The 23,381-nt window shown below is 62.3% G+C and carries 20 protein-coding genes; 15 read left to right on the top strand and 5 right to left on the bottom strand.

Translation table 11 applies throughout. From position 1 onward, the window contains the following. Positions 1-177: 177 nt before the first annotated feature. The 4 genes from ispG to MHY87_RS11450 form a co-directional block, all read right to left on the bottom strand. Positions 178-1,461, bottom strand: coding sequence for a flavodoxin-dependent (E)-4-hydroxy-3-methylbut-2-enyl-diphosphate synthase (ispG, locus tag MHY87_RS11465; RefSeq protein WP_239351866.1), 1,284 nt, complete (start codon positions 1,459-1,461; stop codon positions 178-180). A 108-nt stretch (positions 1,462-1,569) separates the two neighbouring features. Continuing rightward, the gene (locus MHY87_RS11460; protein ID WP_239351865.1) at positions 1,570-2,061 is read right to left on the bottom strand and encodes a Fur family transcriptional regulator; all 492 of its coding nucleotides are present in this window, start codon (positions 2,059-2,061) and stop codon (positions 1,570-1,572) included. 159 nt (positions 2,062-2,220) lie between these two features. After that, on the bottom strand, positions 2,221-2,892 hold the full coding sequence (locus MHY87_RS11455; RefSeq protein ID WP_239351864.1) for a methyltransferase: 672 nt from the start codon (positions 2,890-2,892) through the stop codon (positions 2,221-2,223). Beyond that, complete coding sequence (locus MHY87_RS11450; RefSeq protein ID WP_239351863.1) at positions 2,889-4,034, bottom strand: glycosyltransferase family 4 protein; 1,146 nt, start codon at positions 4,032-4,034, stop codon at positions 2,889-2,891. Before MHY87_RS11450 ends, MHY87_RS11455 begins: the two co-directional genes overlap by 4 nt. 105 nt (positions 4,035-4,139) lie before the next feature. On the opposite strand from MHY87_RS11450, the gene MHY87_RS11445 reads away from it, so the two are divergent. From MHY87_RS11445 to MHY87_RS18745, 6 genes are all read left to right on the top strand, one after another. Next, a complete protein-coding gene (locus tag MHY87_RS11445; RefSeq protein ID WP_239351862.1) occupies positions 4,140-4,481 on the top strand; it encodes a SemiSWEET family sugar transporter in 342 nt (113 codons plus the stop codon). 26 nt (positions 4,482-4,507) lie between these two features. After that, on the top strand, positions 4,508-5,671 hold the full coding sequence (locus MHY87_RS11440; protein ID WP_239351861.1) for a DNA topoisomerase IB: 1,164 nt from the start codon (positions 4,508-4,510) through the stop codon (positions 5,669-5,671). A 59-nt stretch (positions 5,672-5,730) separates the two neighbouring features. Further along, positions 5,731-6,069, top strand: coding sequence for a hypothetical protein (locus MHY87_RS11435; protein ID WP_239351860.1), 339 nt, complete (start codon positions 5,731-5,733; stop codon positions 6,067-6,069). 124 nt (positions 6,070-6,193) lie between these two features. Beyond that, complete coding sequence (locus MHY87_RS11430) at positions 6,194-7,630, top strand: cytochrome ubiquinol oxidase subunit I (RefSeq protein WP_239351858.1); 1,437 nt, start codon at positions 6,194-6,196, stop codon at positions 7,628-7,630. Positions 7,631-7,642: 12 nt separating this feature from the next. Next, positions 7,643-8,692 (top strand): cytochrome d ubiquinol oxidase subunit II, encoded by a 1,050-nt coding sequence (gene cydB, locus MHY87_RS11425; RefSeq protein ID WP_239351856.1) that lies wholly within the window; start codon positions 7,643-7,645, stop codon positions 8,690-8,692. Then, a complete protein-coding gene (locus MHY87_RS18745) occupies positions 8,692-8,823 on the top strand; it encodes a hypothetical protein (protein WP_255726535.1) in 132 nt (43 codons plus the stop codon). The genes cydB and MHY87_RS18745 overlap by 1 nt, the downstream gene beginning before the upstream one ends. A 57-nt stretch (positions 8,824-8,880) precedes the next feature. Here the strand turns inward: MHY87_RS18745 and MHY87_RS11420 are convergent, their stop codons facing one another. Beyond that, a complete protein-coding gene (locus tag MHY87_RS11420; RefSeq protein ID WP_239351855.1) occupies positions 8,881-9,435 on the bottom strand; it encodes a hypothetical protein in 555 nt (184 codons plus the stop codon). Between the two features lie 670 nt (positions 9,436-10,105). On the opposite strand from MHY87_RS11420, the gene MHY87_RS11415 reads away from it, so the two are divergent. The 9 genes from MHY87_RS11415 to MHY87_RS11375 all read left to right on the top strand — a co-directional run bounded on the left by MHY87_RS11415 (position 10,106) and on the right by MHY87_RS11375 (position 23,362). Further along, positions 10,106-11,896, top strand: coding sequence for a type I secretion system permease/ATPase (locus tag MHY87_RS11415; protein WP_239351854.1), 1,791 nt, complete (start codon positions 10,106-10,108; stop codon positions 11,894-11,896). Further along, positions 11,897-13,219, top strand: coding sequence for an HlyD family type I secretion periplasmic adaptor subunit (locus MHY87_RS11410; RefSeq protein WP_239351853.1), 1,323 nt, complete (start codon positions 11,897-11,899; stop codon positions 13,217-13,219). It begins immediately after the preceding gene. Positions 13,220-13,458: 239 nt separating this feature from the next. Continuing rightward, on the top strand, positions 13,459-15,693 hold the full coding sequence (locus MHY87_RS11405) for a trehalose-6-phosphate synthase (protein WP_239351852.1): 2,235 nt from the start codon (positions 13,459-13,461) through the stop codon (positions 15,691-15,693). A gap of 16 nt (positions 15,694-15,709) precedes the next feature. Continuing rightward, positions 15,710-16,456: a trehalose-phosphatase gene (otsB, locus tag MHY87_RS11400; RefSeq protein ID WP_370644917.1), complete on the top strand. Its 747-nt coding sequence runs from the start codon at positions 15,710-15,712 to the stop codon at positions 16,454-16,456. A 3-nt stretch (positions 16,457-16,459) separates the two neighbouring features. Further along, positions 16,460-18,271 carry a glycoside hydrolase family 15 protein gene (locus MHY87_RS11395; protein WP_239351850.1) on the top strand — a complete coding sequence of 604 codons (1,812 nt, stop codon included), beginning with the start codon at positions 16,460-16,462 and terminating at the stop codon, positions 18,269-18,271. 106 nt (positions 18,272-18,377) lie between these two features. Next, positions 18,378-19,310 carry an ROK family protein gene (locus MHY87_RS11390; protein ID WP_370644916.1) on the top strand — a complete coding sequence of 311 codons (933 nt, stop codon included), beginning with the start codon at positions 18,378-18,380 and terminating at the stop codon, positions 19,308-19,310. Positions 19,311-19,379: 69 nt separating this feature from the next. Continuing rightward, positions 19,380-20,495: a succinylglutamate desuccinylase/aspartoacylase family protein gene (locus MHY87_RS11385; protein WP_239351848.1), complete on the top strand. Its 1,116-nt coding sequence runs from the start codon at positions 19,380-19,382 to the stop codon at positions 20,493-20,495. 168 nt (positions 20,496-20,663) lie between these two features. Beyond that, a complete protein-coding gene (locus tag MHY87_RS11380; RefSeq protein WP_239351847.1) occupies positions 20,664-21,455 on the top strand; it encodes a hypothetical protein in 792 nt (263 codons plus the stop codon). A 323-nt stretch (positions 21,456-21,778) separates the two neighbouring features. Beyond that, positions 21,779-23,362 carry a peptide chain release factor 3 gene (locus tag MHY87_RS11375; protein WP_239351846.1) on the top strand — a complete coding sequence of 528 codons (1,584 nt, stop codon included), beginning with the start codon at positions 21,779-21,781 and terminating at the stop codon, positions 23,360-23,362. Positions 23,363-23,381 lie beyond the last annotated feature (19 nt).

Raw genomic sequence — 23,381 nt, 5'->3', positions numbered from 1 at the left:
TGTTTTCTTTGCGGATGTGCCCGCAGACGGCCCTTGTTCCAAGTCACTCTGCAATAACGACGAAAGGAAAGCCTTTGTCCTATGAGTGCAGTGGCCGTCACTGCTGCCGGCGCGGGGCGCTCTCTAGCACATCGCACTTGAGCTTAAAACGGAATTTCTTTCAGAGTTCCATATGCCTCATTCGGCGGCGTCGCGCTCCCGCTGACCATAGGTCTTGCGGATGTAGTCGAGCACGAGGGCCTGGAAATCCTGGGCGAGCGTCGGGCCGCGCAGGGTCAGGGCCTTCTTGCCGTCGATGAAGACGGGGGCTGCCGGCTGCTCGCCGGTTCCGGGCAGCGAGATGCCGATATTGGCGTGCTTCGACTCGCCCGGTCCGTTCACGATGCAGCCCATCACGGCCACGTTCAGGTTCTCGACGCCGGGATAGGTGCGTTTCCACTCCGGCATGGAGGTGGAGATCCAGTTCTGGATGTCCCGCGCCAGTTCCTGGAACACGGAAGAGGTGGTGCGTCCGCAGCCGGGGCAGGCGGCCACCAGCGGCACGAAGGTGCGGAAGCCCATGGTCTGGAGCAGTTCCTGCGCCGTCTTCACCTCGAGCGTGCGATCTCCGCCCGGCTCGGGGGTGAGGGAATAGCGGATCGTATCGCCGATGCCCTCCTGCAGGAGGATGCCGATAGCAGCCGAGGAGGCCACGATGCCCTTCGTCCCCATCCCCGCTTCCGTGAGGCCGAGATGGATGGCGTAATCGGAACGGCGCGCGAGTTCCTGATAGACGGCGATCAAATCCTGCACCGCAGAGACCTTGGCCGAGAGAATGATGCGGTCTTTGCCCAGACCGATCTCTTCCGCGCGGGCGGCGGAGAGGAGAGCGGATTGGATCATGGCTTCGCGCGTCACCCAGCGCATGTCGCGTGGCTTCGCGGAAGCGGCGTTCTCGTTCATCAGGTGGGTGAGAAGCTCCTGGTCGAGGGAGCCCCAGTTCGCACCGATGCGCACGGCCTTGTCGTGCTTGATCGCCAGTTCGACGATGGCGCCGAACTGCCGGTCCTTCTTTTCCTTGAAGCCGACATTGCCGGGATTGATGCGGTACTTATCGAGCGCTTCAGCGCAGGCCGGATGATCGGCGAGCAATTGGTGGCCGATATAGTGAAAGTCGCCGACTAGCGGCACCGTGACGCCGAGCCGGTCGAGCCGCTCGCGAATCTTCGGCACCGCCGCGGCCGCCTCGTCGCGATCCACCGTGATGCGCACAAGTTCCGAGCCGGCTCGGGCGAGGGCCGCGACCTGGGCGACGGTGGCATCCACATCCGCCGTGTCCGTGTTGGTCATCGATTGGACCACGATGGGCGCGCCGCCGCCGACCATGACGGAGCCGACCCGAACGCCCACCGTACGGTGGCGGGGAGCGGGGCCCGCAGGGCGCTCGAAGGGGACGACATTGGAGGAGGACATAAGAGACATGCTGCAATCCACGGCGGCCGAAGGCAAGGCCGTCGCCGTTTAGCTGATGCTAAAACCCCGTCCCGTCAAGCGTGGCCTGGTCAACTGACCGTCAGGAATGGCCCGCGTTCAGCAGTGAATGCAGCGGCCGGTGAGCTCCAGAGCCTTGGTATGCGGCGCGAAGGCGTGATTCTTGTGAAGCTGTGACAGGGCGTCGGAGAGTTCCGGCATGGTGACCTCCTTCACATCGCCGCAGCCCTCGCAGATGAGAAAGGCGGACGAGCCGTGGCTGTCTGAGGTCTGGCTGCTGGGGGTATAGGCGTTCAGGCTGGCGAGCCTGTGGGCGAGGCCCTGCTCGATCAGGAAATCCAGGGCGCGATAGACCGTGATCGGAGCCATGCGGCGGCCTTGAGGCGCCAGGACATCGGCAAGATCGTAAGCGCCCAAGGGCTTGTTGGCGTTGTGGAGAGCTTCGAGAACGCGGCGGCGGATGGGGGTCAGGCGCGCCCGGTTGGCCCGGCACAGGCTTTCCGCATGGGCGAGGCTGGTCGCGATCCTGGCTGATTTCTGGGTCGCCTGCGGGCGGTCGACCGGCTGGTGAGCGGCTGAGGGCTGGGTCACGGGGTTGGCTCTGGCTTATTTGAAACGAAACTTGGGCAGAAAACTTTGGACGGGCAGGTGGTGTCAAAGACCACCCTCTCACAAAAGATAGGTTACAACGCTACATATTTAAAGGGGTATTCTGGCAATAAGGTCACAAAAATCTTGCATGGATGCAAATTAGGGTGACGTAACGTCCGATTCTCTATGCCGAAATTCCCACACACTGGTTTTCTTGATCTCGGCATCCTCAAGCGTCCGCGTCACCGGAACCTCATAGATTTCAAGCCTTTCGAGCCGCTCCTTCGGAAGGTAGCTGCGGCCCGGATCGCCGATAAGGACGGTGGCGCCCCGTTGGCTCAGGGTGAACAGCCAGTCCGTGACCCGCGCCGCCAGATCCTGCTCGTAGCAGATGTCCCCAGCGAGAACCGTCTCCCATCCCTGGTCCTGTCCGATCAGGTCCTCCTGTACGGGAGTGATACTGACCCCATTCGCCTCGGCGTTCAGCCGGATTGCGGCGGTGGCGAAGCCGTCGATGTCACAGGCGGCGACCTCGGCTGCACCCGCCTTCATGGCGGCGATGGCCACGAGGCCGGAACCCGATGCGAAATCGAGCACGCGCCGTCCGCGCACGGTCTCGGGATGGTCGAGGATGTAGCGGGCGAGCGCCTGGCCGCCGGCCCAGGCGAAGGCCCAGAAAGGCGGGGGTAGGCCGATCTCGCCGAGCTCCTCTTCCGTGCGCTGCCAAAGCTCCGTCGCCTCGTCGGCCACGTGCAGGACGAGCTCCGGTGTGTGCGGCACCGGCAGAAGCCGCGTCTCGGCGCGGATGAAGGCGGCAGGATCGGCGATCATGAGGTCAGCATGGAAGCGTAAAGCCGTTTGACGTCGTTCATCACGTCGCGTTCGGTGAAGCCGTCGAGAACCCGGGCGCGAGCCGCCTCGCCCATGCGGGCCACGCGCTCGTGCTCGTTGGCGAGAGACAGAAGTGCATCGCCAAGTGCAGCCGCATCGTTCGGGGGCACGAGGAGACCTTCCACGCCGTCGCGCACGAGGGTGCGGCAGCCGGGAACGTCGGCAGTGACGATGGCGCGTCCGCATGCCGCCGCTTCCAGAAGCGTGCGCGGCAGGCCCTCGCCGCCCCGGGAAGGCAGGCAGGCGACATGATGATCGCGCCAGACCGCTGCAATGTCCCTGGTCGCGCCGTGCCAGGAGATGCCGGGCTCGGAGGCCCAGCCCTTCAGGGTGTCTTCCGGAATGGCCTTCGGATTCGAGGGATCGGGCGCGCCGTAGAGGGACAGCTCGATGGCGGCACCCTTCGCCCGGGCCATGCGCACGGCTTCAACGGCGAGATCGATGCCCTTCGACCAGAGCATGCGGGCAACGATGGCGACCTTCAGCGGCGGCTGCGCGGGGAGGGGAGCGGGTTTGAGCGCCTTAGGATCGATGCCCGCACCGCCGACGATGGTGACGTTTGCGGCTTCGGGATCAAGGCCGAGGAGCTTCGGGTCGTCCGTGTTCTCGAAGAGATAGCGTGTCCTGCCGGTTTGCAGGCCCCGCACCAGCAGCCGCACGGCGCGCTTCGAGAGGCGCGCGACGCTATCGGTCCGGGCGCCCAGGAAGCCAAGGCCTGTGAGCGCATAAACCCTGCGGTCGATGCCGGCGAGCGTGGCGGCGAAGCCTCCGACCAGAATGCTCTTGAGCGCGATGCAATGGACGATGTCGGCCTTCTCGCCTTTAAGGATCGCGGCGAGCTGGCCCGCCGCGTAGCCCGCCGTCATCGGATTGATGCTGCGCCGCTCGACCTGCAGCGGGATCACCCGCGCGCCTGTCGCCTCGATGGCCTCGCGATGGGCTTGCACGCGCGTGACCACCGCCACGTCGAGCCCAAGCTCGCGCGCGGCTCGGGCCATGGGGAGAAAATGAGAGACGAAGAACCAGTCCTCGGTGACGACGAAGACGAGCTTGCGGCCTGGAAAGGTGAGATCGGACGACAAGGGAAGCCTTTGGTGAAACAGCGCCGCTGTATCTAGCGGGGTCTACCCTTCGAGGGAACCACCCTTTTCTCCCGCCGTTGCACTCCGCCTGGAGAGGAGGCGTGAATGAGTGAGTGGTTGCCAACGATCCTGGCGACGGTGGCGGGCATTTTGTCCACGGCGAGCTTCGTGCCGCAGGTGCTGAAAGCCTGGCGGGAGCGCGATACGGCGGCGATCTCGAAGAAGATGTACCTCGTGACGGTCACGGCCTTTGTGCTGTGGTCGGCTTACGGCTTCCTCATCGGCGCGGTTCCGCTCATCGTCTTCAACCTGCTGAGCTTGTGCCTGAGCGGCACCATTCTCGCCTTGAAGATCCGCAACGACCGGCATGAAGCCCGAACTGAGGCCCGAGCCGGCAAGCCTGCCGCAGGCTCACGCAGGGAACCGGGGGTGGCGCAGTCCGGTTGATGTTCTGCTTCAAAGCAAGGCGCCACATGCTGCTCGATCCCAATCTCTCCAACGACACTATCGTCGATCCGCGCGACGCCGCCGAGACGGCGGGGCTCACCTATGTCTCCGACGAGGAGCCGGGGATCAGGCGCAAGAAATCCGGCAAGGGCTTCACCTATGCCAAGCCCGACGGGAAGAAGGTCGACGACAAGGCGACGCTGGAGCGCATCCGCTCGCTCGCCATTCCGCCCGCCTATACCGATGTGTGGATCTGCGCGAAGGCCAACGGCCATATCCAGGCGACGGGGCGCGATGCGAAAGGGCGCAAGCAATATCGTTATCATCCCGCTTTCCGTGAGGTCCGGGAGAGCACGAAATATGAGCGCATGCTCGAATTCGCCCGCGGCCTTCCGGATATCCGCAAGATCATCAACGAGCACATGAGTCTGCGCGGCTTGCCGCGCGAGAAGGTTCTGGCGACGGTGGTGCATCTTCTGGAGAACACGCTGATCCGCGTCGGCAACGAGGATTATGCGAAGCAGAACAAGAGCTATGGCCTCACGACCTTGCGCGACCCGCATGTGAAAGTGGAAGGCGCCGAGTTGCGCTTCCAGTTCAAGGGCAAGAGCGGCAAGACCTGGAAGCTTCAGGTGAAGGACCGCCGCGTCGCCAAGATCGTGAAGGCCTGCCAGGATCTGCCGGGGCAGGACCTGTTTCAATATCTCGACGAGGACGGTGAGCGGCAATCGATCACCTCGTCGGATGTGAACGCTTATCTGAAGGAGATCACCGGGCGCGACATCACGGCCAAGGATTTCCGTACCTGGGCGGGCACGGTGCTGGCGACCTTGGCGCTGTCCGAATTCGAGCAGTTCGACAGCGAGGCGAAAGCGAAGAAGAACATTCGCGCGGCCATTGAGGAGGTGTCGTCAAGGCTTGGTAATACGCCCACCATCTGCCGTAAATGCTATGTGCATCCGGAGGTGTTCTCCTGCTATCTCGAAGGCGATCTGCTTCTGGAAATCAAGAACCAGGTCGAGACCGAGCTGCGAGAAGACTTGGCCTCCTTGAGGCCCGAAGAGGCGGCGGTACTCACGCTCTTGCAGGAACGTCTCTCCCGCGAGGTCAGGAAGCAGGAGCAGGCAAAGCCTGCGAAGAAAAAGGCCTCGTCGCGCAGGCAGAAGGCGCAGCCTGAGATGCGCGTCTGAGATGTCTTGACCAAGCTCTCGCGCCTGTGCTCCATCCCCCGGCTACCGCCGAGGATCTCATGCGCCTGCTTTCCCTCATCGTGCTTTCCGCCATTGCCGTTCTTGGAAGCGATGTGTCTTCCGGCATGGCGCAGGGCCAGCCCGAGAAGAGCTGGGTCGAGGTGAAGTGCGAGCGCTACAAGAAGGCTTGGGACGAAGCGCTCAAGCGGCGCGGCACGACGGGCATCAGCCAGGAATTCATATCCCGCCACGAGGTCTTCCTCGCCTCCGGTTGCATCGCGCAAGGCGATGTGTGCCCTCGCTCCACGGAAGAGTTCGATCTCGCCAACATGATGGTCGTCGCAGCCATGAATGCGGGAACGGCGAGCGCCTTTCCGCCCTTCTCCTGCCGGAAGTGAAGGGCTTTGGACCCTACAACTGTGTAAGGAAGTTCGCCTGGGCCTCTCCAAGGAGAGCCGGCCCTCTGGTCAGCATGCCGAAAGCGCCCTAAAAGCACGAGGGTATGGTGAAGGGGGGAGCGGTATGGAACTTGACGCCCTGATGCTGTCGCGCATCCAGTTTGCGTTCACGATAGCCTTTCACATCATCTTCCCGGCCTTCACCATCGGCCTTGCGAGCTGGCTCGCTGCCCTCGAATTCAACTGGCTCCGCACCGGCAATCCGCTCTACCGCAACCTCTTCCGCTTCTGGGTGAAGGTTTTCGCGGTCTCCTTCGGCCTCGGCGTCGTGTCGGGCATCGTCATGAGCTACCAGTTCGGCACCAACTGGTCGCGGTTTTCGGAAGTCGCCGGAAACGTGGTGGGGCCATTGATGGCCTATGAGGTGCTCACCGCGTTCTTCCTCGAGGCCTCCTTCCTCGGCATCATGCTTTTCGGCTGGGAGCGCGTCGGCAACCGGCTGCATTTCCTGGCCACCTGCATGGTGGCCTTGGGCACGCTGATTTCCGCCTTCTGGATTCTCTCCGTGAATTCCTGGATGCAGACGCCGGTCGGATTCGCCATCGAGAACGGCAAGATGGTGCCGGTCGATTGGTTCGAGATCGTCTTCAATCCGTCTTTCCCGTTGCGCTATGCGCATATGGTGCTGGGCTGCTACATCACGACATCCTTCGCGGTGGCCGGCATGTCGGCTTGGATGCTGCTGCGCCATCCGCACGATGCGCCGGAGGCGAAGCTCGCCGCCTCGCGCCGCTCCCTCTCGATGGCGCTCTGGTTCGCGGCGATCTTCGTGCCGGTGCAGATCGTCATCGGCGACCTGCATGGTCTCGGCGTGTTGAAATATCAGCCGACGAAACTCGCCGCGATCGAAGGCAACTGGGAGCGCATGGACAACATGCCGCTTCGCCTCTTTGCCTTGCCCGACGAGGTCAACGAGACCAACCGTTTCGAGATCGCGATTCCGAAGATCGGCAGTTGGGTTTTGACCCATGCGTTCGACGGTGTCGTGCCGGGCCTCAAGGATGTGCCGCCCAATGAGCGTCCGCCGGTCTGGCCGGTCTTCTTCTCGTTCCGCATCATGGTCGGTCTCGGCTTCGCCATGCTCGGCATCGGCCTGTGGAGCCTCTATCTGCGCTACAGGGGCACGCTATTCACCAACCGGGCTTTTCTCACCGCCACCATGGTCATGACGCCTTCGGGTTTCGGCGCGGTGTTGTTCGGCTGGTTTACCGCGGAAATCGGCCGTCAGCCTTATGTGGTCTACGGCCATCTGCGCACGGCCGATGCGGTGTCGCCGGTCACGGCAGGCGCGGTCGGCGCATCGCTCATCACCTTCATCGTGGTCTATGCTTTCGTGTTCGGCTTCGGCTCGTACTATCTCGCCAAGCTCCTGCGGCGCGGCCCCGATCCGGTCGAGCAGATGCCGGACGAGGATGATCTCCGCAAGAAAGCCAAGCGCCCGCTCTCCGTGCCCGATGAGGGACTGGAAGGCGGGCCGGGACAACGGTTGCCCGTGAGATAGGAGGCGAGAGGCATGTTCGGTTTCGGAATGGAATATGAAGGCCTCGCTTTCTGGCTGCCGCTGATCTGGGCCGGCCTGATCGCGGTCGCGGTCGCCATGTACGTGATCGTCGACGGCTTCGATCTCGGCGTCGGCATTCTCTTCAAGGCCGCGAAAAGCGACAACTGGCGTGACCGGATGATGTTTTCGGTAGCACCCATCTGGGACGGCAACGAAACCTGGCTCGTGCTTGGCGGCGGCGGTCTCTTCGCCGTTTTCCACATCGCCTATGCGGTGATGATGCCTGCGCTCTACGTGCCCATCACGCTCATGCTGATCGCGCTCATTTTCCGCGGGGTCGCTTTCGAGTTCCGGTTCAAGTCGGAGCGCTCGAAATTCTTGTGGGACAACGCCTTCTTCTTCGGTTCGCTGCTGGCAACCTTCTTCCAGGGCATGGTGCTCGGCGCCTTCGTGCAGGGTTTCTCCACGGATGGGCGTCAGTTCACGGGCGGCACCTTCGATTTCCTCACGCCGTTCAGCGTGCTCACTGGCATCAGTCTCGTCTGCGGCTACGGGCTTCTCGGCGCGACCTGGTGCGTGATGAAGACCACGGGCGAACTGGAGATCTGGGCGCGGCGTCTGGCGGTTCGCTTTCTGATCGCGACCATCATCGCCATGGCGCTCGTCTCCGCGTGGGTGCCTTTCCTCGGAAGGCAGATCGAGGCGCGCTGGTTCTCATGGCCCAACATCGCCTTCCTTGCGCCGATTCCGTTGATCACGGCCTATGTGGCGTACCGTCTTTTCCGGGACCTGGAGGAGGGACGGCACGTGCGGCCGTTCTTCCTGGCCATCAGCATGTTCCTGCTCGGCTATCTTGGCCTCGGCGTCAGTCTCTTTCCCTATCTGGTGCCGCCGAGCCTGACGATCTGGGACACGGCGAACACGGTGAATTCTCAGCTCTTCGCGCTCGTGGGATTTGCCATCGTCCTGCCGATCACCTTCGCCTACACCGCTTATGCCTATTACGTGTTTCGTGGAAAGGTCGCCGAGGAAATCCAGGGCGGCGGATACGGGTATCACTGATGCAGGCGAACAAGCATCGCCCACCAGAGAGGCGCGGCAAGCGCCTGCTCTGGTTCGTGGCGCTCTATGTCGCGAGCCTCGTAGTCTTCGCCGCGCTGGTTTATGGGTTGAAGCTCATCATTCCGCGCTAGGGCATCGGACCCAAAAGTGGAATCCACTTTTGGGATCCATTCGATGCGGTGTGACCATCAGCGGTACGCACCGATGAAGCCCTTGTCGGTGACCACCACCCAGCGCGCGCCGCGCCGCTCGATAGCCTCCACGCGGCCGACACCCGGAATCATGTTGCCGGGCATGACCTCGTAAAGGCCACGGTTGCGGCTCTCGACGAGGGCCGAGCCGTTATAAACCTCGCGCAGAACCCAGCCATCGACGGGCTCGGCCTTCACCGCTTTCGCTGCCGGCGCGCTCTCCTGCTCGGTCGCGGAAGCGGTCGCAGCGGCCTTGGGGGCGGCGAGGTTGTTCAGGCCTGCCATAATCTGGCCTTCCATGCGAGTAAGACGCTCCTCGATAGCCGTGAGCTTCTTATCTGGATCCTGAATCGTCGCCTTTAGGCGATCGATTGTCTCGGCAAGCCGGGCTTGTTCGGAAGGCGCGATGGAGCCCGTGTGCGCAACCGCACGGTCCGTGACAGCACTTTTCAGCGCCGTCATTTCATCCGTGAGCTTGACGAGAGTGTCGCGGCTGAGGGCGGTCTCGGCCTCCATGCGGCGGATCGCCTCGTGGGCGCCTGGAGGGCTCACGGAGGATACAAACCATCCGGCCCCGAGAAACAACAGGGCCGTTGCTGCGTGAGTGAGAGCGCCCTTCAGACGACCGTTCGAGGTTGCTGTCTGGGCCTCAGCTTTCGAGGGTTTGAAAGGGTTTTTGGAGTTCGCGTCCTGGCGGGCGCTCCTGACCGCTTCCGCGAGGGCCGCATTCGCGGCCGGGTCGATGCGGACATCGCTTGGTGCTGATTCGCACGCCGGGGAAGATGCCGCCAAGGTAAGATGAGGGTGGTTAAGCCTGTCCATATTGCGACCTCATTTCTGGGTCACTTCTGGTTAACTATGAATGTTTACCAAAGAGTTACGTATTGATCGGGGCGCCGTTACGTTACCTATCTGAATAGATAGGAAGAATAACATGCCCAAAATTTGACAACACTTTTAGTTGACATAGGTACATGAAATAGGGTTACAAACAGGGTGGCGTAACGGAAGGCGCGACTTTGGGGGCATCTCGATATCCTTAAGAGCTAAGGAAAAAGCCAGGCATTCCAGCCCGGTCCCGATAAAATGCTCTTGGCGATCCAAAGCCCGACATCCGAGCTGTCGCAAGATAGCGAACATCATGCTAGGATATAACCGTGCATGATGGCACTGCAACTGAATGGTGTGTGCCGCGCAAGCGACCCATCGATGGAAAGAAAAAATGAAGCAGTCATCGAGAAATCGGGAAGAGAGCACAGAGGTCCAAGACGCTCTGAAATCTTGTTTACCTTCTTTTACGAACGTGGCCATTTTCTCGGCCGTCGTGAACGTCCTGGCGCTATCCGGTTCGATCTACATGCTCCAGGTCTATGACCGCGTGCTGTCGAGCCGGAGCATTCCGACCTTGATCGGCCTCTCCCTCATCATCCTGGCGGCCTATGCTCTTTCGGGCGGTCTCGACATGCTGCGCGGCAAAATGCTTGCCCGCATCGGTGCCCGCTTCGACGAAATTCTCGCGCCGCGCGTCTTCGACCTGGTCGCCACCATGCCGCTCAAGGGCGCCAAGCAGTCCGAGAGCATGCAGCCCATCCGCGACGTGGATACGATCCGCGGCTTCCTGTCGAGCCTCGGCCCGACGGCTCTCTTCGACATGCCCTTCATGCCGATCTTCCTCATCGGCTGCTTCATGATCCATCCCTGGGTCGGCATCTTCTCCGTGGTCGGCGGCGTCTGCATCATCTTCCTGACGATCTACACGGACGCCAAGAGCAAGGAGCCTTCCTATCAGGTGACGAAGAGCGGCGCCGAGCGTCAGGCCCTGGCCGAGACCAGCCGCCGCAATGCCGAAGCCATTCGCGCGCTCGGCATGCTGAGCTTCCTCGGCAAGCGTTATGACGAGGTGCATGTCAAGCACGTCAACGACGGCCTTGCGAGCAGCGAATCCTCCGCCGGCATCAGCGCTTTCGCCAAGGTCTTCCGCATGGTGCTGCAGTCGGGCATCCTCGGCCTCGGCGCTCTGCTGGTGATCGAAGGTCAGATGTCGGGCGGTCTCATGATCGCAGGCTCGATCCTGATGTCCCGCGCTCTCGCGCCCATCGAAATCGCGGTCGCTCACTGGAAGGGCTTCACCGCCTCCCGTCAGGCCTATCGCCGCCTCCAGCACATCATGTCCCTCGTTCCCGCTCAGGGCATGCGCATGCCGCTGCCCGCGCCGAAGCAGGTCGTGTCCGTGGAGGAAGTGTACGTCTCGGCTCCGGGCGCTCAGTTCCCGATCGTCCAGTCCGCCTCCCTGCGTCTTCAGGCTGGTCAGGGCCTGGGCCTCATCGGCCCCAGCGCATCGGGCAAGTCGACCCTCGCCCGCGCCCTCGTCGGCGTTTGGCCGACCATGCGCGGCGAGATCCGTCTCGACGGCGCGGCGCTCGACCAGTGGGAGCCGGACTCCCTCGGACGCCATGTCGGCTACCTGCCGCAGGACGTTGAGCTGTTCGAAGGAACGGTGGCCGAGAACATCTCCCGCTTCCAGCCGAACGCCAATCCGGAAGACGTGATCGCCGCCGCCAAGACGGCCGGCGCTCACGAACTGATCCTCAACCTGCCGGACGGTTACGACACGAAGATCGGCGAAAGCGGCGCCTCCCTGTCGGGCGGCCAGCGCCAGCGCTTGGCTCTCGCCCGCGCCCTCTACGGCAACCCGTTCCTCATCGTTCTCGACGAGCCGAACGCCAGCCTCGACGGCGCCGGTGACGAGGCGCTGAACCAGGCCATCCTCGCCATGAGGCAGCGTGGCTCCATCGTGGTCGTCATCACGCATCGCCCCGCCGCTCTCGGACAGGTCGATCAGGTCGCCATCATGGAAGAAGGCCGCATCAAGGCCGTGGGCCCGCGGGACGAGGTTCTGCAGGGTGTGATGAAACGCAACACGAATCCGGCTCCGCAGCAGGCACCTACGGTGCGCGTGCAGCCAGTCCAGACGGCACAGGCGCAGAGCGGAAGCCTGCGGGAGGTTGGTTAAATGATGATTATGCAGCAGCCTCAGAAGCCTTCGATGCACGAGAAGGTTCTGCGCCAGTCGAGCGTCGCGGGCCTGTCGATGATCGCCCTGTTCGCCGGTACGATCGGCCTCTGGGCGGCCACCTCGACCCTGTCGGGTGCCGTCGTGGCGGGCGGCCAGTTCGTGGTCGACTCGAGCGTCAAGAAGATCCAGCACTCCACCGGCGGCATCGTCGGCGAACTGAAGGTGAAGGACGGCGACCGCGTGAATGCGGGCGATCTTCTGGTTCGCCTGGACGAAACCTTGACGCGCGCCAACCTACAGGTGGTGTCTAAACAGCTCGATGAGTTCATCGGCCGCCAGGCTCGCCTCGAAGCGGAGCGCGACAGCGCGAGCGAAATCAAGGCGGCGCCTGAGTTCGCCGCTCGGTCCAACGATCCCGCCGTTCAGAAGATCGTCTCGTCCGAGCATACTCTTTTCGTGGCGCGCCGCGCTGCAAGAGATGCTCAGAAGGATCAGCTTAGGAAGCGCATCGCGCAGTCGCAGGACGAAATCACCGGCCTCAAGGCGCAGCAGGAGGCGAAGGTCCGCGAGGCCGAGCTCATCGCCGAAGAGCTGAAAGGCGTCCGCGAACTCTACCAGAAGAACCTGGTGCAGCTTCCTCGCCTGAATGCCCTGGAGCGCGATGCCGCAAGCATCGAAGGTCAGCGTGGACAGCTTATCGCAGCAGTTGCCCAGGCCGAGAGCCGCATTGCGGAAACCTCGTTCCAGATCATTCAGATCGACGAGCAGATGCGTGCGGAAGCGATGCAGGAACTGCGCGACATTCAGAGCAAGATCGCGGAGTACACTGAGCGGAAAGTGGCGGCCGAGGATCAGCTGAAGCGCATCGACATCCGTGCGCCCAGCGACGGCTATGTTCATCAGCTGAACGTTCATACCATCGGCGGCGTGATTTCCCCGGCCGAGCCCGTCATGCTCATCGTTCCCACGAATGACAAGCTCGAGCTCGAGGCCAGGGTTCTCCCCAACGAGATCGACCAGGTGAAGATGGGGCAAAAAGCGACCGTCAAGGTGCATGCTTCGAACGCACGCAACATGCCCGACCTGCACGGCAAGGTCAGCCGCATCTCGGCCGACGTCTCTCGCGATCAGCAGACGGGCGCGACCTTCTATACGATCCGCGTGGAGCTGCCGGCCGATGAGATCAAGCGCCTTGAAGGCCTCCATCTCATCGCAGGCATGCAGGCCGAGGTCTTCGTCGAAGTCAACGAGCGCACCCCGCTCGAGTACTTCTTCAAGCCCATGAAGGATCAGATCGCCCGCGCCTTCCGCGAGCACTAAGTTCCTCAACACAGCGATTTCGCGCACCGCAGCCGGCCCGAAAGGCCGGCTGCGGTTTTTTATTGCCCGGGTTCCCGCATGGGCTCGGTCCTCAAACCTGGAAAGTTCCGGAGAGAAACCCATAACAGGAGCGGGCGCCCTTTGGGGCGGCGCTGGGAGGGAGCCGAAACATCGAACTTTTTCCGATGCTTAGGCTTCGGCCCTTCGAAAAATCTTGAACATCCTGAGGACAAAGAGGTTTGAGAATTATCTTTCGCTTCGGCGGTATTGCGTTGCTTGTCGCGGCCATCGTCATTCTGGCCGTTCTTCCGTTTGCTACATCGTTTCTGGAGGAATGGGCCCGGCGGGATGTGGAATTACGCTCCCAGCTGGTCTTCAATTCCGCCCGTGACCAGGTCAGCAACCTGTTGACCCGTAACGATGCCGGACGGCTGACGGGCCTCTTCGAGCGCATCGCCTCCGGGGAGCGGGTTCTGGCGATCGGCTATTGCGAGGGCGATACGCTGCGCTCTCCGACCCGCAGCATGCCGCAATCCTTCTCCTGCGAGCAGGCGGCGAGATCCGATACGCAAAGTTTCTCCAACATTACCCATGACGGACAGCGCATCCTGGTGAGCACCTTTCCGTTGACCGTGTCGGGACGGGAAGGGCACCTCGTGGTGCTGCACGATCTCAGCTATACGGATCGACGCGGCGGAGAGGCGCGAAACTATCTCTTCCTGGCTCTCGCCGGCGTCGCTTTCGGCGCGGCAGCTCTTGCGGCCATGATCGCGGCGTTGATCATGCGCAGATGGCTCGCTTCCATCCGTCAGGCTCTCGAGAATGCGCGCGCCGGAGCGGCAGGGACGCCCGAGCAGGAAAACATCATTCCGCTGGGCCAGGAAATCCGCGACGTTCTGCAGGAACTCGAATCTTCGCGCCGGACCATCGATGCGGCCCATACCGACTGGAGCCCCGATACCCTCCGCGCGGCGCTTGCGAACGAGTTGTCCGGCTCCGAGGTGATCGTGGTTTCGAACCGCGAGCCCTATATTCACAACCGTGCGCAGGACGGCGGCATCTCCCTTCAGATTCCGGCAAGCGGTCTCGTCTCGGCGCTGGAGCCGGTGGTGCGCGCCTGCGGCGGCACATGGGTAGCGCATGGCAGCGGCACGGCGGACAGGGATACTGTCGACGCCAGCGACCGCGTGCCTGTGCCGCCGGCCAATCCATCCTATACCCTGCGCCGTGTCTGGCTGACGGATGAGGAGCAGGACGGTTATTATTATGGTGCCGCGAATGAAGGTCTCTGGCCGCTCTGCCACATCGCCTTCGTGCGCCCGGTCTTCCGCGAGCAGGATTGGCAATATTATCGTGCGGTGAACGAGAAATTCGCCGATGCCATCGTCGCCGAGGCCAAGCGCGAGGACCCGATCATTCTCGTGCAGGATTATCACTTCGCGCTCCTGCCGCGCATGATCCGCAATCGCCTTCCACAAGCCACGATCATCACCTTCTGGCACATCCCATGGCCGAACGCGGAAACCTTCGGCATATGCCCATGGCGAGAGGAGATCATCGACGGCCTGCTCGGCTCATCGATCCTCGGATTCCACACGCAGGCCCATTGCAACAACTTCATCGATGCCGTGGATTCTTACGTGGAAAGCCGCATCAACCGCGAGACGGATTCGATCACGTTCGGCGGCGAGGACACGCAGATCCGTCCCTATCCCATCTCCATCGAATGGCCGCCGACCGCCTTGGAAGGCCAGAAGCCCGTGGAGGAATGCCGCCGCGCCGTTCGCGAGCGTCTCGGGCTTCCCCTCGACATGCGGATCGGTGTCGGCATCGAGCGGTTCGATTACACGAAGGGCATCCTCGACCGCATGCAGGCCATCGATGCGCTGCTGACTGAGAACCCCGACTGGAAAGGCAACTTCTCCTTCATCCAGGTGGCGGCTCCGACGCGCAGTAAGCTTGCGAATTACCGGCAGCTGCAGGAGGAGGCCGAAGCCCTGGCGCGCGAGATCAATGAAAGGCATGGCAGCGAGGGGTACGAGCCCATCAAGCTGCTCATCCGCCATCACGAACCCGATGAGGTGTTCGAGCTGTTCAGGGCCGCCGATCTCTGCATCGTGTCGAGCCTGCACGACGGCATGAACCTCGTGGCCAAGGAATTCGTCGCCGCGCGCGACGACGAGCAGGGTGTTCTTATTCTCTCCGCTTTCGCCGGCGCGTCGCGTGAATTGTCGGAGGCATTGATCGTCAATCCCTACAACGCACACGCCATGGGTCAGGCCATCAACCGCGCGCTCATCATGCCTCAGGCGGAACAGCGCGAACGCATGCGGCTCATGCGCGATCAGGTGAAGGAGCGCAACGTCTATCGCTGGGCCGGGCAGATGCTGCTCGCCGCCTCGCGCCTGCGCAAGCGGCAGAGGATCCGGCGGTTGATCGCAGCAGGAAAGAAGCGGGCAGCCGCCAATGCATGACGCCCCCGTTCAGGAGATGGAATCGGAAGAGGCTTACGCGCTCTTCCTCGATTTCGATGGAACGCTCGTGGACATCGTGGATCGTCCCGAGGCGGTTGTGGTGGAGCCTGCGCTGCCCAAAACTCTCCGACGTCTTCAAGAAAGGCTGGGCGGAGCGCTTGCGATCGTCAGCGGCAGGCCCGTTTCGTTTCTGGACCAGCATCTGAAGCCGTATAGTTTCGACATGGCCGGGCTGCATGGACTGGAGCAGCGCGTCGCGGGCGATCTTCATTTATGCGATCCGGACGAGCACCCTCAGCTGCGCCGGATGGTCGGGCGCTTGAAGGATGTGGTGGCCGACAAAGCCGGTGTTCTCATCGAGGACAAGGGCTGCTCCGTGGCTGTTCACTGGCGCCTCGCGCCTCAGGAGAAGGACTTCGCATTGGCAACCGCTCATGCCGCGGTTGAGGCACTCGGCAGCGAGTATCGCCTGCAACACGGCAAAGCTGTGGCGGAAATTCTTCCTTCCGCCGCCGGTAAGGGCAAGGTGATCGAAAGCTTTCTTCATGCGGCGCCGTACAAAGGCCGCAGGCCTGTTTTCGTCGGCGACGACTTGACCGACGAGAACGGATTCAAGACGGTGAATGCCAGAGGCGGTCTGTCCATTCGCATCGGCGCGGGTGAGACAATCGCCAAGGTTCGCCTGGGAACGCCTGCCGATTTGCGACATTGCCTGTCCACATGGGCATCTAGCGGTTCTCTTCCTTTCAACGTGGATGATTGATCGATGAGTTCTTTGGATCTTGCCGTCATCGGCAATTGCATGATCTCGGCCTTGGTGGATCGCCGGGCGCATATTGTCTGGAGCTGCTTTCCCCGCTTCGATGGCGACCCGGTTTTTTCCGCGCTGCTCGATAGCCCCGATGGGCAGACGGATGCGGAGCAAAAGGGCGTTTTCGCCATCGACATGGTCGGCATGGTCAGCTGTGAGCAGAGCTATATCCAGAATACGGCCGTGCTCGTCTCACGCTTAACGGATTCTTTCGGCAACATTCTCGAGATCACGGATTTCGCGCCGCGCTTCAAGCATTTCGACCGAACCTTCCGCCCGCCGCTGTTGATCCGCCGCGTCACGCCGATCAAGGGACGCCCGCGCATCCGCGTGAGGCTGCGCCCGCATTACGAGTGGGGAAGCATAAAGCCGGATACCACGCGCGGCAGCAACCACTTGCGCTTCGTCGGGCCGCATTCTTCCTTGCGCCTGACGACCGATGCGTCTGTGTCCTATGTGCATGAAGAGCGCCCCTTCGTGGTGGAGCGGCCGCTATCATTCTTCTTCGGAGAAGACGAGCCGCTTCGTTCCGAGGCCGACACCACGGCGCGCGAGTTCTTGGACAGCACGATCAGCTTCTGGCACGATTGGGTGCGTTCGCTCTCCATTCCGTTCGACTGGCAGGAGGCGGTGATCCGCGCGGCGATCACGCTCAAACTCTGCAACTTCGAGGAGACGGGCGCCATCGTCGCGGCGCTGACCACATCCGTTCCGGAAGCGCCGCACACGCAGCGCAACTGGGATTACCGCTATTGCTGGCTGCGGGACGCCTATTTCGTGATCCAGGCGCTCAACCGTCTCGGCACGACCAAGACGATGGAGGAATACCTCACCTACATCACCAACATCGTCGACGACATGGACGCCATTCCCAACCAGAAGGACATGCCACCGCTCTTCAGCATCACGCGCTCGCCTGATCTGGAAGAGCGCGAAGCGACGGCGCTTGCGGGCTATCGCGGTATGGGGCCCGTGCGCGTGGGCAATGCCGCCTATACGCAAGTTCAGAACGATGCCTATGGCAGCATCGTCCTGGCCTCGGTGCACGCCTTCCTCGACAAGCGCATGATCCGGCCCGTCGGCAACCGGGCCCTGTTCGCGCATCTGGAGAAGCTGGGACATCGGGCCATCGAGGTGTTCGACCAGCCCGATGCGGGGCCTTGGGAGCTGCGCACCAAGGCGGCCGTGCACACGTTTCCGAGCGTGATGTGCTGGGCGGCCTGCGACCGCCTCGCCAAGATCGCCGTGGCCATGGAGCGTGAGGATAGGGCGGCCTTCTGGCGCGAGAATGCGGACCGGATGCACCGCATCATCGACGAGAAAGCCTACAATCCCCAGAAGGGCACCTTCGTCTCGTCCTTCGGCGGCGAGGATCTGGATGCAACTTTGCTGCTGCTTCACGAACTCAACTTCGTGAAGCCGGACGATCCGCGCTTCATCGCCACGGTGGATGCCGCGGGCAAGGCCCTGCGGCGCGGGGACCTTCTGATGCGTTATGATGTGGAAGATGATTTTGGCCTTATGCACACGGCTTTCATGATCTGCGGCTTCTGGTACGTGGATGCCTTGAACGCCATCGGGCGTAAGGAAGAGGCGAGAGAATTGTTCGAGCGCATCCTGGGTTTACGCAATTCCTTCGGGCTCTTTTCCGAGGATGCCGACTTCACGACCGGCGAATTGTGGGGCAATTTCCCCCAGACCTACTCCATGGTGGGTCTCATCAACTCCGCCGTTCGCTTGAGCCGGAGCTGGGAGGATGCGTTCTGACGGCGACCGCCGCCAGAACTTCAATGAAGAACGATAGGCTCTCTCGATGTTTGCATTTCCTGTTCTGCTTGGGGATATCGGCGGCACGAATGCGCGTTTCGCTGTCTTGCCCGGCCCCGGAGAGCCCGTTCAGCTTTTACCCCGCACCCTGACGGCGGACACGCCCGATCCTGTCGGCGCCATCCGAATCGCCCTCCAGGGCTATGCGGGGGCAGCGCCCCGCTCGGCCATGATCGCGGTGGCAACCCGCGTGGACGCGCCTGCCATCCGCCTCACCAACGCCCATTGGGTGATCGACGCCGAGGCCATCGGCAAGGCGCTGAATCTCGAGCGCGTGACCCTGGTCAACGACTACACGCCCGTTGCGGCTTCCGTGACGGTGCTGAGCGAGGAGAAGGGGGATCTCGCCCCCATCGGCAGCGGGCGGGCGGAAGCCGGCGCACGCGTGGTCCTGGGCCCTGGAACCGGCCTTGGGGTGGGGGCACTCGTGCCGGTGGAGGATCGCCTCGCCATCGTGGCCACAGAGGCGGGCCATATAGAGTTCGGTCCCTCGACGGAGGAGGAGGCCGCCCTCTGGCCGCATCTGGAGCGGGTCGGCGGACGCATCTCGGCCGAGGTGCTTCTGTCCGGTCCGGGCCTGTTCCGGATCGCGAAGGCCGTTGCCGCGCATCGATGCGTGGACTGCCCCTATGCCAAGCCGAACGACGTGCTGAATGCCGCCCGCGAGGGTGATGAGATGGCGCAGGCCGCGCTTGATTTCTTCGCCCGCTGGCTTGGACGTTACGCAGGCGACATGGCGCTGACTTTCGAGGCCTCCGACGGCGTATTCATCGCAGGCGGCATCGCGCCGCGCATGGTGGACATCATCCAGAGCGGCGGCTTCCGCGAGGCGTTCGACGCCAAGGCACCGCACGATGCCTGGGCGCGCAAGGTGCCGGCTTTCGTGATCGTCAATGCGGAGCCGGCCTTGCAGGGGCTCGCCGCACTCGTTACCAATCCTGAGCACTTCGTGTTCAAGTCACAAGGATGGGCCGCCTGAAGGCCTGCTTCCCCGCCTTGAGCACGGTTCAATATACCCGCTCAAGGCTGACAGCAGCACTCGCCCATCATGAAAACAGAACAGATCGCCCTCTCTCCGCTTGCTCCCGGTGCAAGCCTCTCGCTCACCGTTCATCGCTTCGGGCAGACAGGCGCGCGTCCGCGCGTCTATGTGCAGGCTTCGCTTCATGCGGATGAAATTCCCGGCATGATCGCGGCGCATCACCTGCGCGAGAGGCTGGTGGCGCTGGAAGCGGAGGGCAAGATCAAGGGCGAGATCATTCTCGTGCCGTCCGCCAATCCCATCGGTCTGGCGCAGCGCGTTCTCGGAAGCCATATCGGACGCTTCAATCTCTCCGACGGCATCAACTTCAATCGCGGCTATCCCTATCTCGTGCCCAAGGTGGCCGAGCGCATCGAAGGGAAGCTCACGAGCGATGCTGAAGTGAATCTGCGCCTCGTCCGCGAGGCGCTTCGTGCCGAGCTCGACGCGTGGGAGACGAACAATCCCGCCGACGTGCTGAAGAAGGCGCTGCTGACGCTCGCCATCGAATCCGACATCGTGCTCGATCTGCATTGCGACTCCGAGGCCGTGGAGCATCTCTACACGCATACGCGCTCGGCGGATGAATTCGCGCCGCTCTCCGCGCTCATTCGCGCGCAGGCTTACCTGCTGGCGGATGAATCCGGCGACGATCCGTTCGATGAGGCGCTCAGCCGCCCCTGGGGCGAGCTGGCGGAGCGCTTCAAGGATCATCCGATTCCCTTCGGCTGCCACTCCACGACCCTGGAATTCCGTGGCGAGCGGGATGTGAGCCACGAACTCGGCACACGCGACGCGGCGGCGCTCATCGCCTACATGACCCTGCGCGGCGTCATCGCGGGCGAAGCCCCCTCGATCCCCGAACCTCTCTGCCAGCCGACGCCGCTCGCGGCCTCCGAGCCGGTCCCATCGCCCGCCACCGGCATCGTGGTGTTCCAGGCTGAGATCGGCGACCGGGTGAAGGCGGGCGATGTGATCGCCGAGATCGTGGACCCGCATAGCGGGACGGTGGCGCAGGCGACATCCCCGACCGACGGCGTGCTCTTCGCCCGCATCGCGCTGCGCTTCGTAACCCAGGGCACGCGCCTGGGCAAAGTGGCCGGCAAGACAGCCAAGCGGACCGGCAAGCTGCTGGGGGCTTAAAGCCAAAAAGAGAGGCCGCCCTCAAGAGGCGGCCTTTTCGTTCCAGATCAGCCTACCGTTTTTGGATTTTGTCCTGCTCCCAAGCAGGGCTCTAGGCCATGCAGCCTAATTGAAACTCAGTATCGTTCAAATAGGCTTGTCCCTCTTATTGGTGAGCTGGGGGGAACCATGGCAAAGATCAAATTTGGCCCGGTTGGATATAATCTGCTGGGCCTCTTCTCGGACGAGATCAATGCGTCTACGACAACGATAAACAAGAGTTCAAAAGGCTTCGTCCTTCAATACAATGACATGGCCCAGACTCGTGTGGTGGTAAAAGGATCCGACTTCGCCTATGGCGCCGACGGTCTGCCAACCAAAGGGACCATCACCAGTTGGTCCTCGACATCGAATCTTTCACATTTTGGAAGCGCCAGTGGCCTGAAGATGTCAGCAGCCTCTCTGGTGGCCGCAGCTAAGACCTGGTCGGACACAAAGGACGACAAGGCGCTCTTTAGCAAAATTCTGTCCGGCAACGATGTCATCACCGGCAGTTCAGGTTCTAGCCAGATGCACGGCTATGGAGGCAATGACACCCTGATTGACGGCGGTGGAGCAGACGAGCTCTACGGCGGTAAAGGGGCTGACAGGTTCGTATACAAGTCGATCAAAGGTATCAAACCGGACGTCCAGGATCTGGATATATATGTGAACAGGATCATGGACTTCTCGCGATCTCAGAAGGACAAGATCGACCTGAAGGCAATCGACGCCAATACTCAAAAGGCAGGCAACCAAGCCTTCACATTCATCGGAACGAAAGCTTTCACCAAGGCTGGCCAGTTGCGGTATGAAACAGATGATTTCAATGGCCGCCCCGGCAAAACCCTTCTGGGTGATGTCAATGGTGACGGGAAAGCCGACTTTGAAATTTTCGTCGCGGGGAACATCAAATTCCAGACGGGCGACTTTTACCTCTAAGCCGAGATCAATCTGATGCTTTAAGCGGGCCCTGCTGAAGGAACGCGATAAAAGTAAAAAGAAAGGCCGCCCTTGAGGCGGCCTTTCCATTGTCGGGTCCACGGCCCCTAAGAGCCGCTCCATAATGTGCGTTACGCACCAATCTCGGCAGAGGCCAAGATCCAGGTCACGGCAACCGGGGACCGTAGGGTATGACAATGAGACACTGGATCACCTCCTTTCGTTGTTGACGGGAAACCCCCATATGGGGTCAGAAGAAGTCCACGAAAGGGCAGGAAGCTGCGGCGTTCTGTCCCCCACCGAGTATTCAAGAATTTAGAGCCATGCCCGATCTTCCGGCCCCCGTGGGCCGCCGCCGAACCTTTGCGATCATCTCCCACCCCGACGCGGGTAAGACCACGCTCACCGAAAAGCTCCTGCTGTTCGGAGGCGCGATCCAGCTCGCCGGCGAGGTGAAGGCCAAGAAGAACCGTGTCTCCACCCGGTCCGACTGGATGGGCATCGAGAAGGAGCGCGGCATCTCGGTCGTGACCTCCGTGATGACCTTCGAGTATGGCGGCTGCGTCTTCAACCTGCTCGACACGCCGGGCCACGAGGACTTCTCGGAGGACACCTACCGCACGCTGACCGCCGTCGACTCGGCGATCATGGTGATCGACGCCGCGAAGGGCATCGAGGCGCGCACGCGCAAGCTCTTCGAAGTGTGCCGCATGCGCGACATCCCCATCGTGACCTTCATCAACAAGATGGACCGCGAGGCGCGCAGCCCCTTCGACCTGCTCGACGAGATCGAGAAGACCCTGGCGCTCGATACCGCGCCCGTCACCTGGCCGATCAGCCAGGGCAAGAGCTTCGCGGGTACCTTCGACCTGCGACGCAATGCCGTTCGCCGCATCGACACGGACGACGAGCTGATGGCGGTTTCCGGACCCGATGATCCGAAGCTTCTGAATCTTCTGCCGGCCCATGAAGTGGACGCCTGGCAGGAAGAGGTGATGCTGGCGCAGGAAGCCTGCAAGCCGTTCGATCTTGCGTCCTTCCGCGAAGGTCATCTGACGCCGGTGTTCTTCGGCAGCGCCTTACGCAATTTCGGCGTGCGCGATCTCATCGACGCGCTCGGTGAATATGCGCCGCCGCCGCGCGGGCAGGAGGCGGACAAGCGCCTCGTGGAAGCGGGCGAGAGCCGCATGACCGGCTTCGTGTTCAAGATCCAGGCCAACATGGATCCGAACCACCGCGACCGCATCGCTTTCATGCGCATCTGTTCCGGCAAGCTCCAGCGCGGTATGAAGGCGAAGCTCGTGCGCACGGGCAAGCCCATGAGCCTCAACACGCCGCAATTCTTCTTCGCGCAGGACCGCGCGATCGCGGACGAAGCCTGGGCGGGCGACGTGGTGGGCATTCCCAACCACGGCACTCTGCGCATCGGCGATACGCTGACCGAGGGCGAGGATCTCGTGTTCCGCGGCGTACCGAGTTTCGCGCCAGAGATCCTGCGCCGCATCAAGCTGCAGGACGCGATGAAAGCGAAGAAGCTGCGCGAGGCGCTGCAGCAGATGGCGGAAGAGGGCGTCGTGCAGCTCTTCATCCCGCAGGACGGTTCCGGCGCCATCGTCGGCGTCGTGGGCGCGCTGCAGCTCGACGTGCTGAAAGAGCGGCTGGCTGCCGAATACGGCCTGCCCATCGATTACGAGCCGACGCGCTTTTCGATCTGCCGCTGGATCACGGCGGACGATCCGCGCGAGCTCGACAAATTCATCGAGAGCCACCTGTCGTCCATGGCGCGCGACCTCGACGAGGCGCCCGTGTTCATGGCGGCGAACACCTTCAACCTGCAATACGAGATGGACCGTTACAAATCGATCCAGTTCTCGGATGTGAAGGATTACCAGAAGAAGGCGGCTTAAACAGCCGCCTTTTTCTTGT

The organism is Microvirga sp. ACRRW, assembly GCF_022346925.1.
Classification (GTDB): Bacteria; Pseudomonadota; Alphaproteobacteria; order Rhizobiales; family Beijerinckiaceae; genus Microvirga.
This window is presented reverse-complemented; position numbering and strand designations above follow the sequence as displayed.

Bases quoted from the DNA above. Each gene is read 5' to 3' on its own strand.
- MHY87_RS11375 (WP_239351846.1), top strand. From the start codon at position 21,779: ATGCCCGATCTTCCGGCCCCCGTGGGCCGCCGCCGAACCTTTGCGATC.
- ispG (WP_239351866.1), bottom strand. From the start codon at position 1,461: ATGTCTCTTATGTCCTCCTCCAATGTCGTCCCCTTCGAGCGCCCTGCG.
- MHY87_RS11440 (WP_239351861.1), top strand. From the start codon at position 4,508: ATGCTGCTCGATCCCAATCTCTCCAACGACACTATCGTCGATCCGCGC.
- MHY87_RS11385 (WP_239351848.1), top strand. From the start codon at position 19,380: ATGAAAACAGAACAGATCGCCCTCTCTCCGCTTGCTCCCGGTGCAAGC.
- otsB (WP_370644917.1), top strand. From the start codon at position 15,710: ATGGAATCGGAAGAGGCTTACGCGCTCTTCCTCGATTTCGATGGAACG.
- MHY87_RS11415 (WP_239351854.1), top strand. From the start codon at position 10,106: ATGAAGCAGTCATCGAGAAATCGGGAAGAGAGCACAGAGGTCCAAGAC.
- MHY87_RS18745 (WP_255726535.1), top strand. From the start codon at position 8,692: ATGCAGGCGAACAAGCATCGCCCACCAGAGAGGCGCGGCAAGCGCCTG.
- MHY87_RS11395 (WP_239351850.1), top strand. From the start codon at position 16,460: ATGAGTTCTTTGGATCTTGCCGTCATCGGCAATTGCATGATCTCGGCC.
- MHY87_RS11430 (WP_239351858.1), top strand. From the start codon at position 6,194: ATGGAACTTGACGCCCTGATGCTGTCGCGCATCCAGTTTGCGTTCACG.
- cydB (WP_239351856.1), top strand. From the start codon at position 7,643: ATGTTCGGTTTCGGAATGGAATATGAAGGCCTCGCTTTCTGGCTGCCG.
- MHY87_RS11380 (WP_239351847.1), top strand. From the start codon at position 20,664: ATGGCAAAGATCAAATTTGGCCCGGTTGGATATAATCTGCTGGGCCTC.
- MHY87_RS11445 (WP_239351862.1), top strand. From the start codon at position 4,140: ATGAGTGAGTGGTTGCCAACGATCCTGGCGACGGTGGCGGGCATTTTG.
- MHY87_RS11410 (WP_239351853.1), top strand. From the start codon at position 11,897: ATGATGATTATGCAGCAGCCTCAGAAGCCTTCGATGCACGAGAAGGTT.
- MHY87_RS11455 (WP_239351864.1), bottom strand. From the start codon at position 2,892: ATGATCGCCGATCCTGCCGCCTTCATCCGCGCCGAGACGCGGCTTCTG.
- MHY87_RS11435 (WP_239351860.1), top strand. From the start codon at position 5,731: ATGCGCCTGCTTTCCCTCATCGTGCTTTCCGCCATTGCCGTTCTTGGA.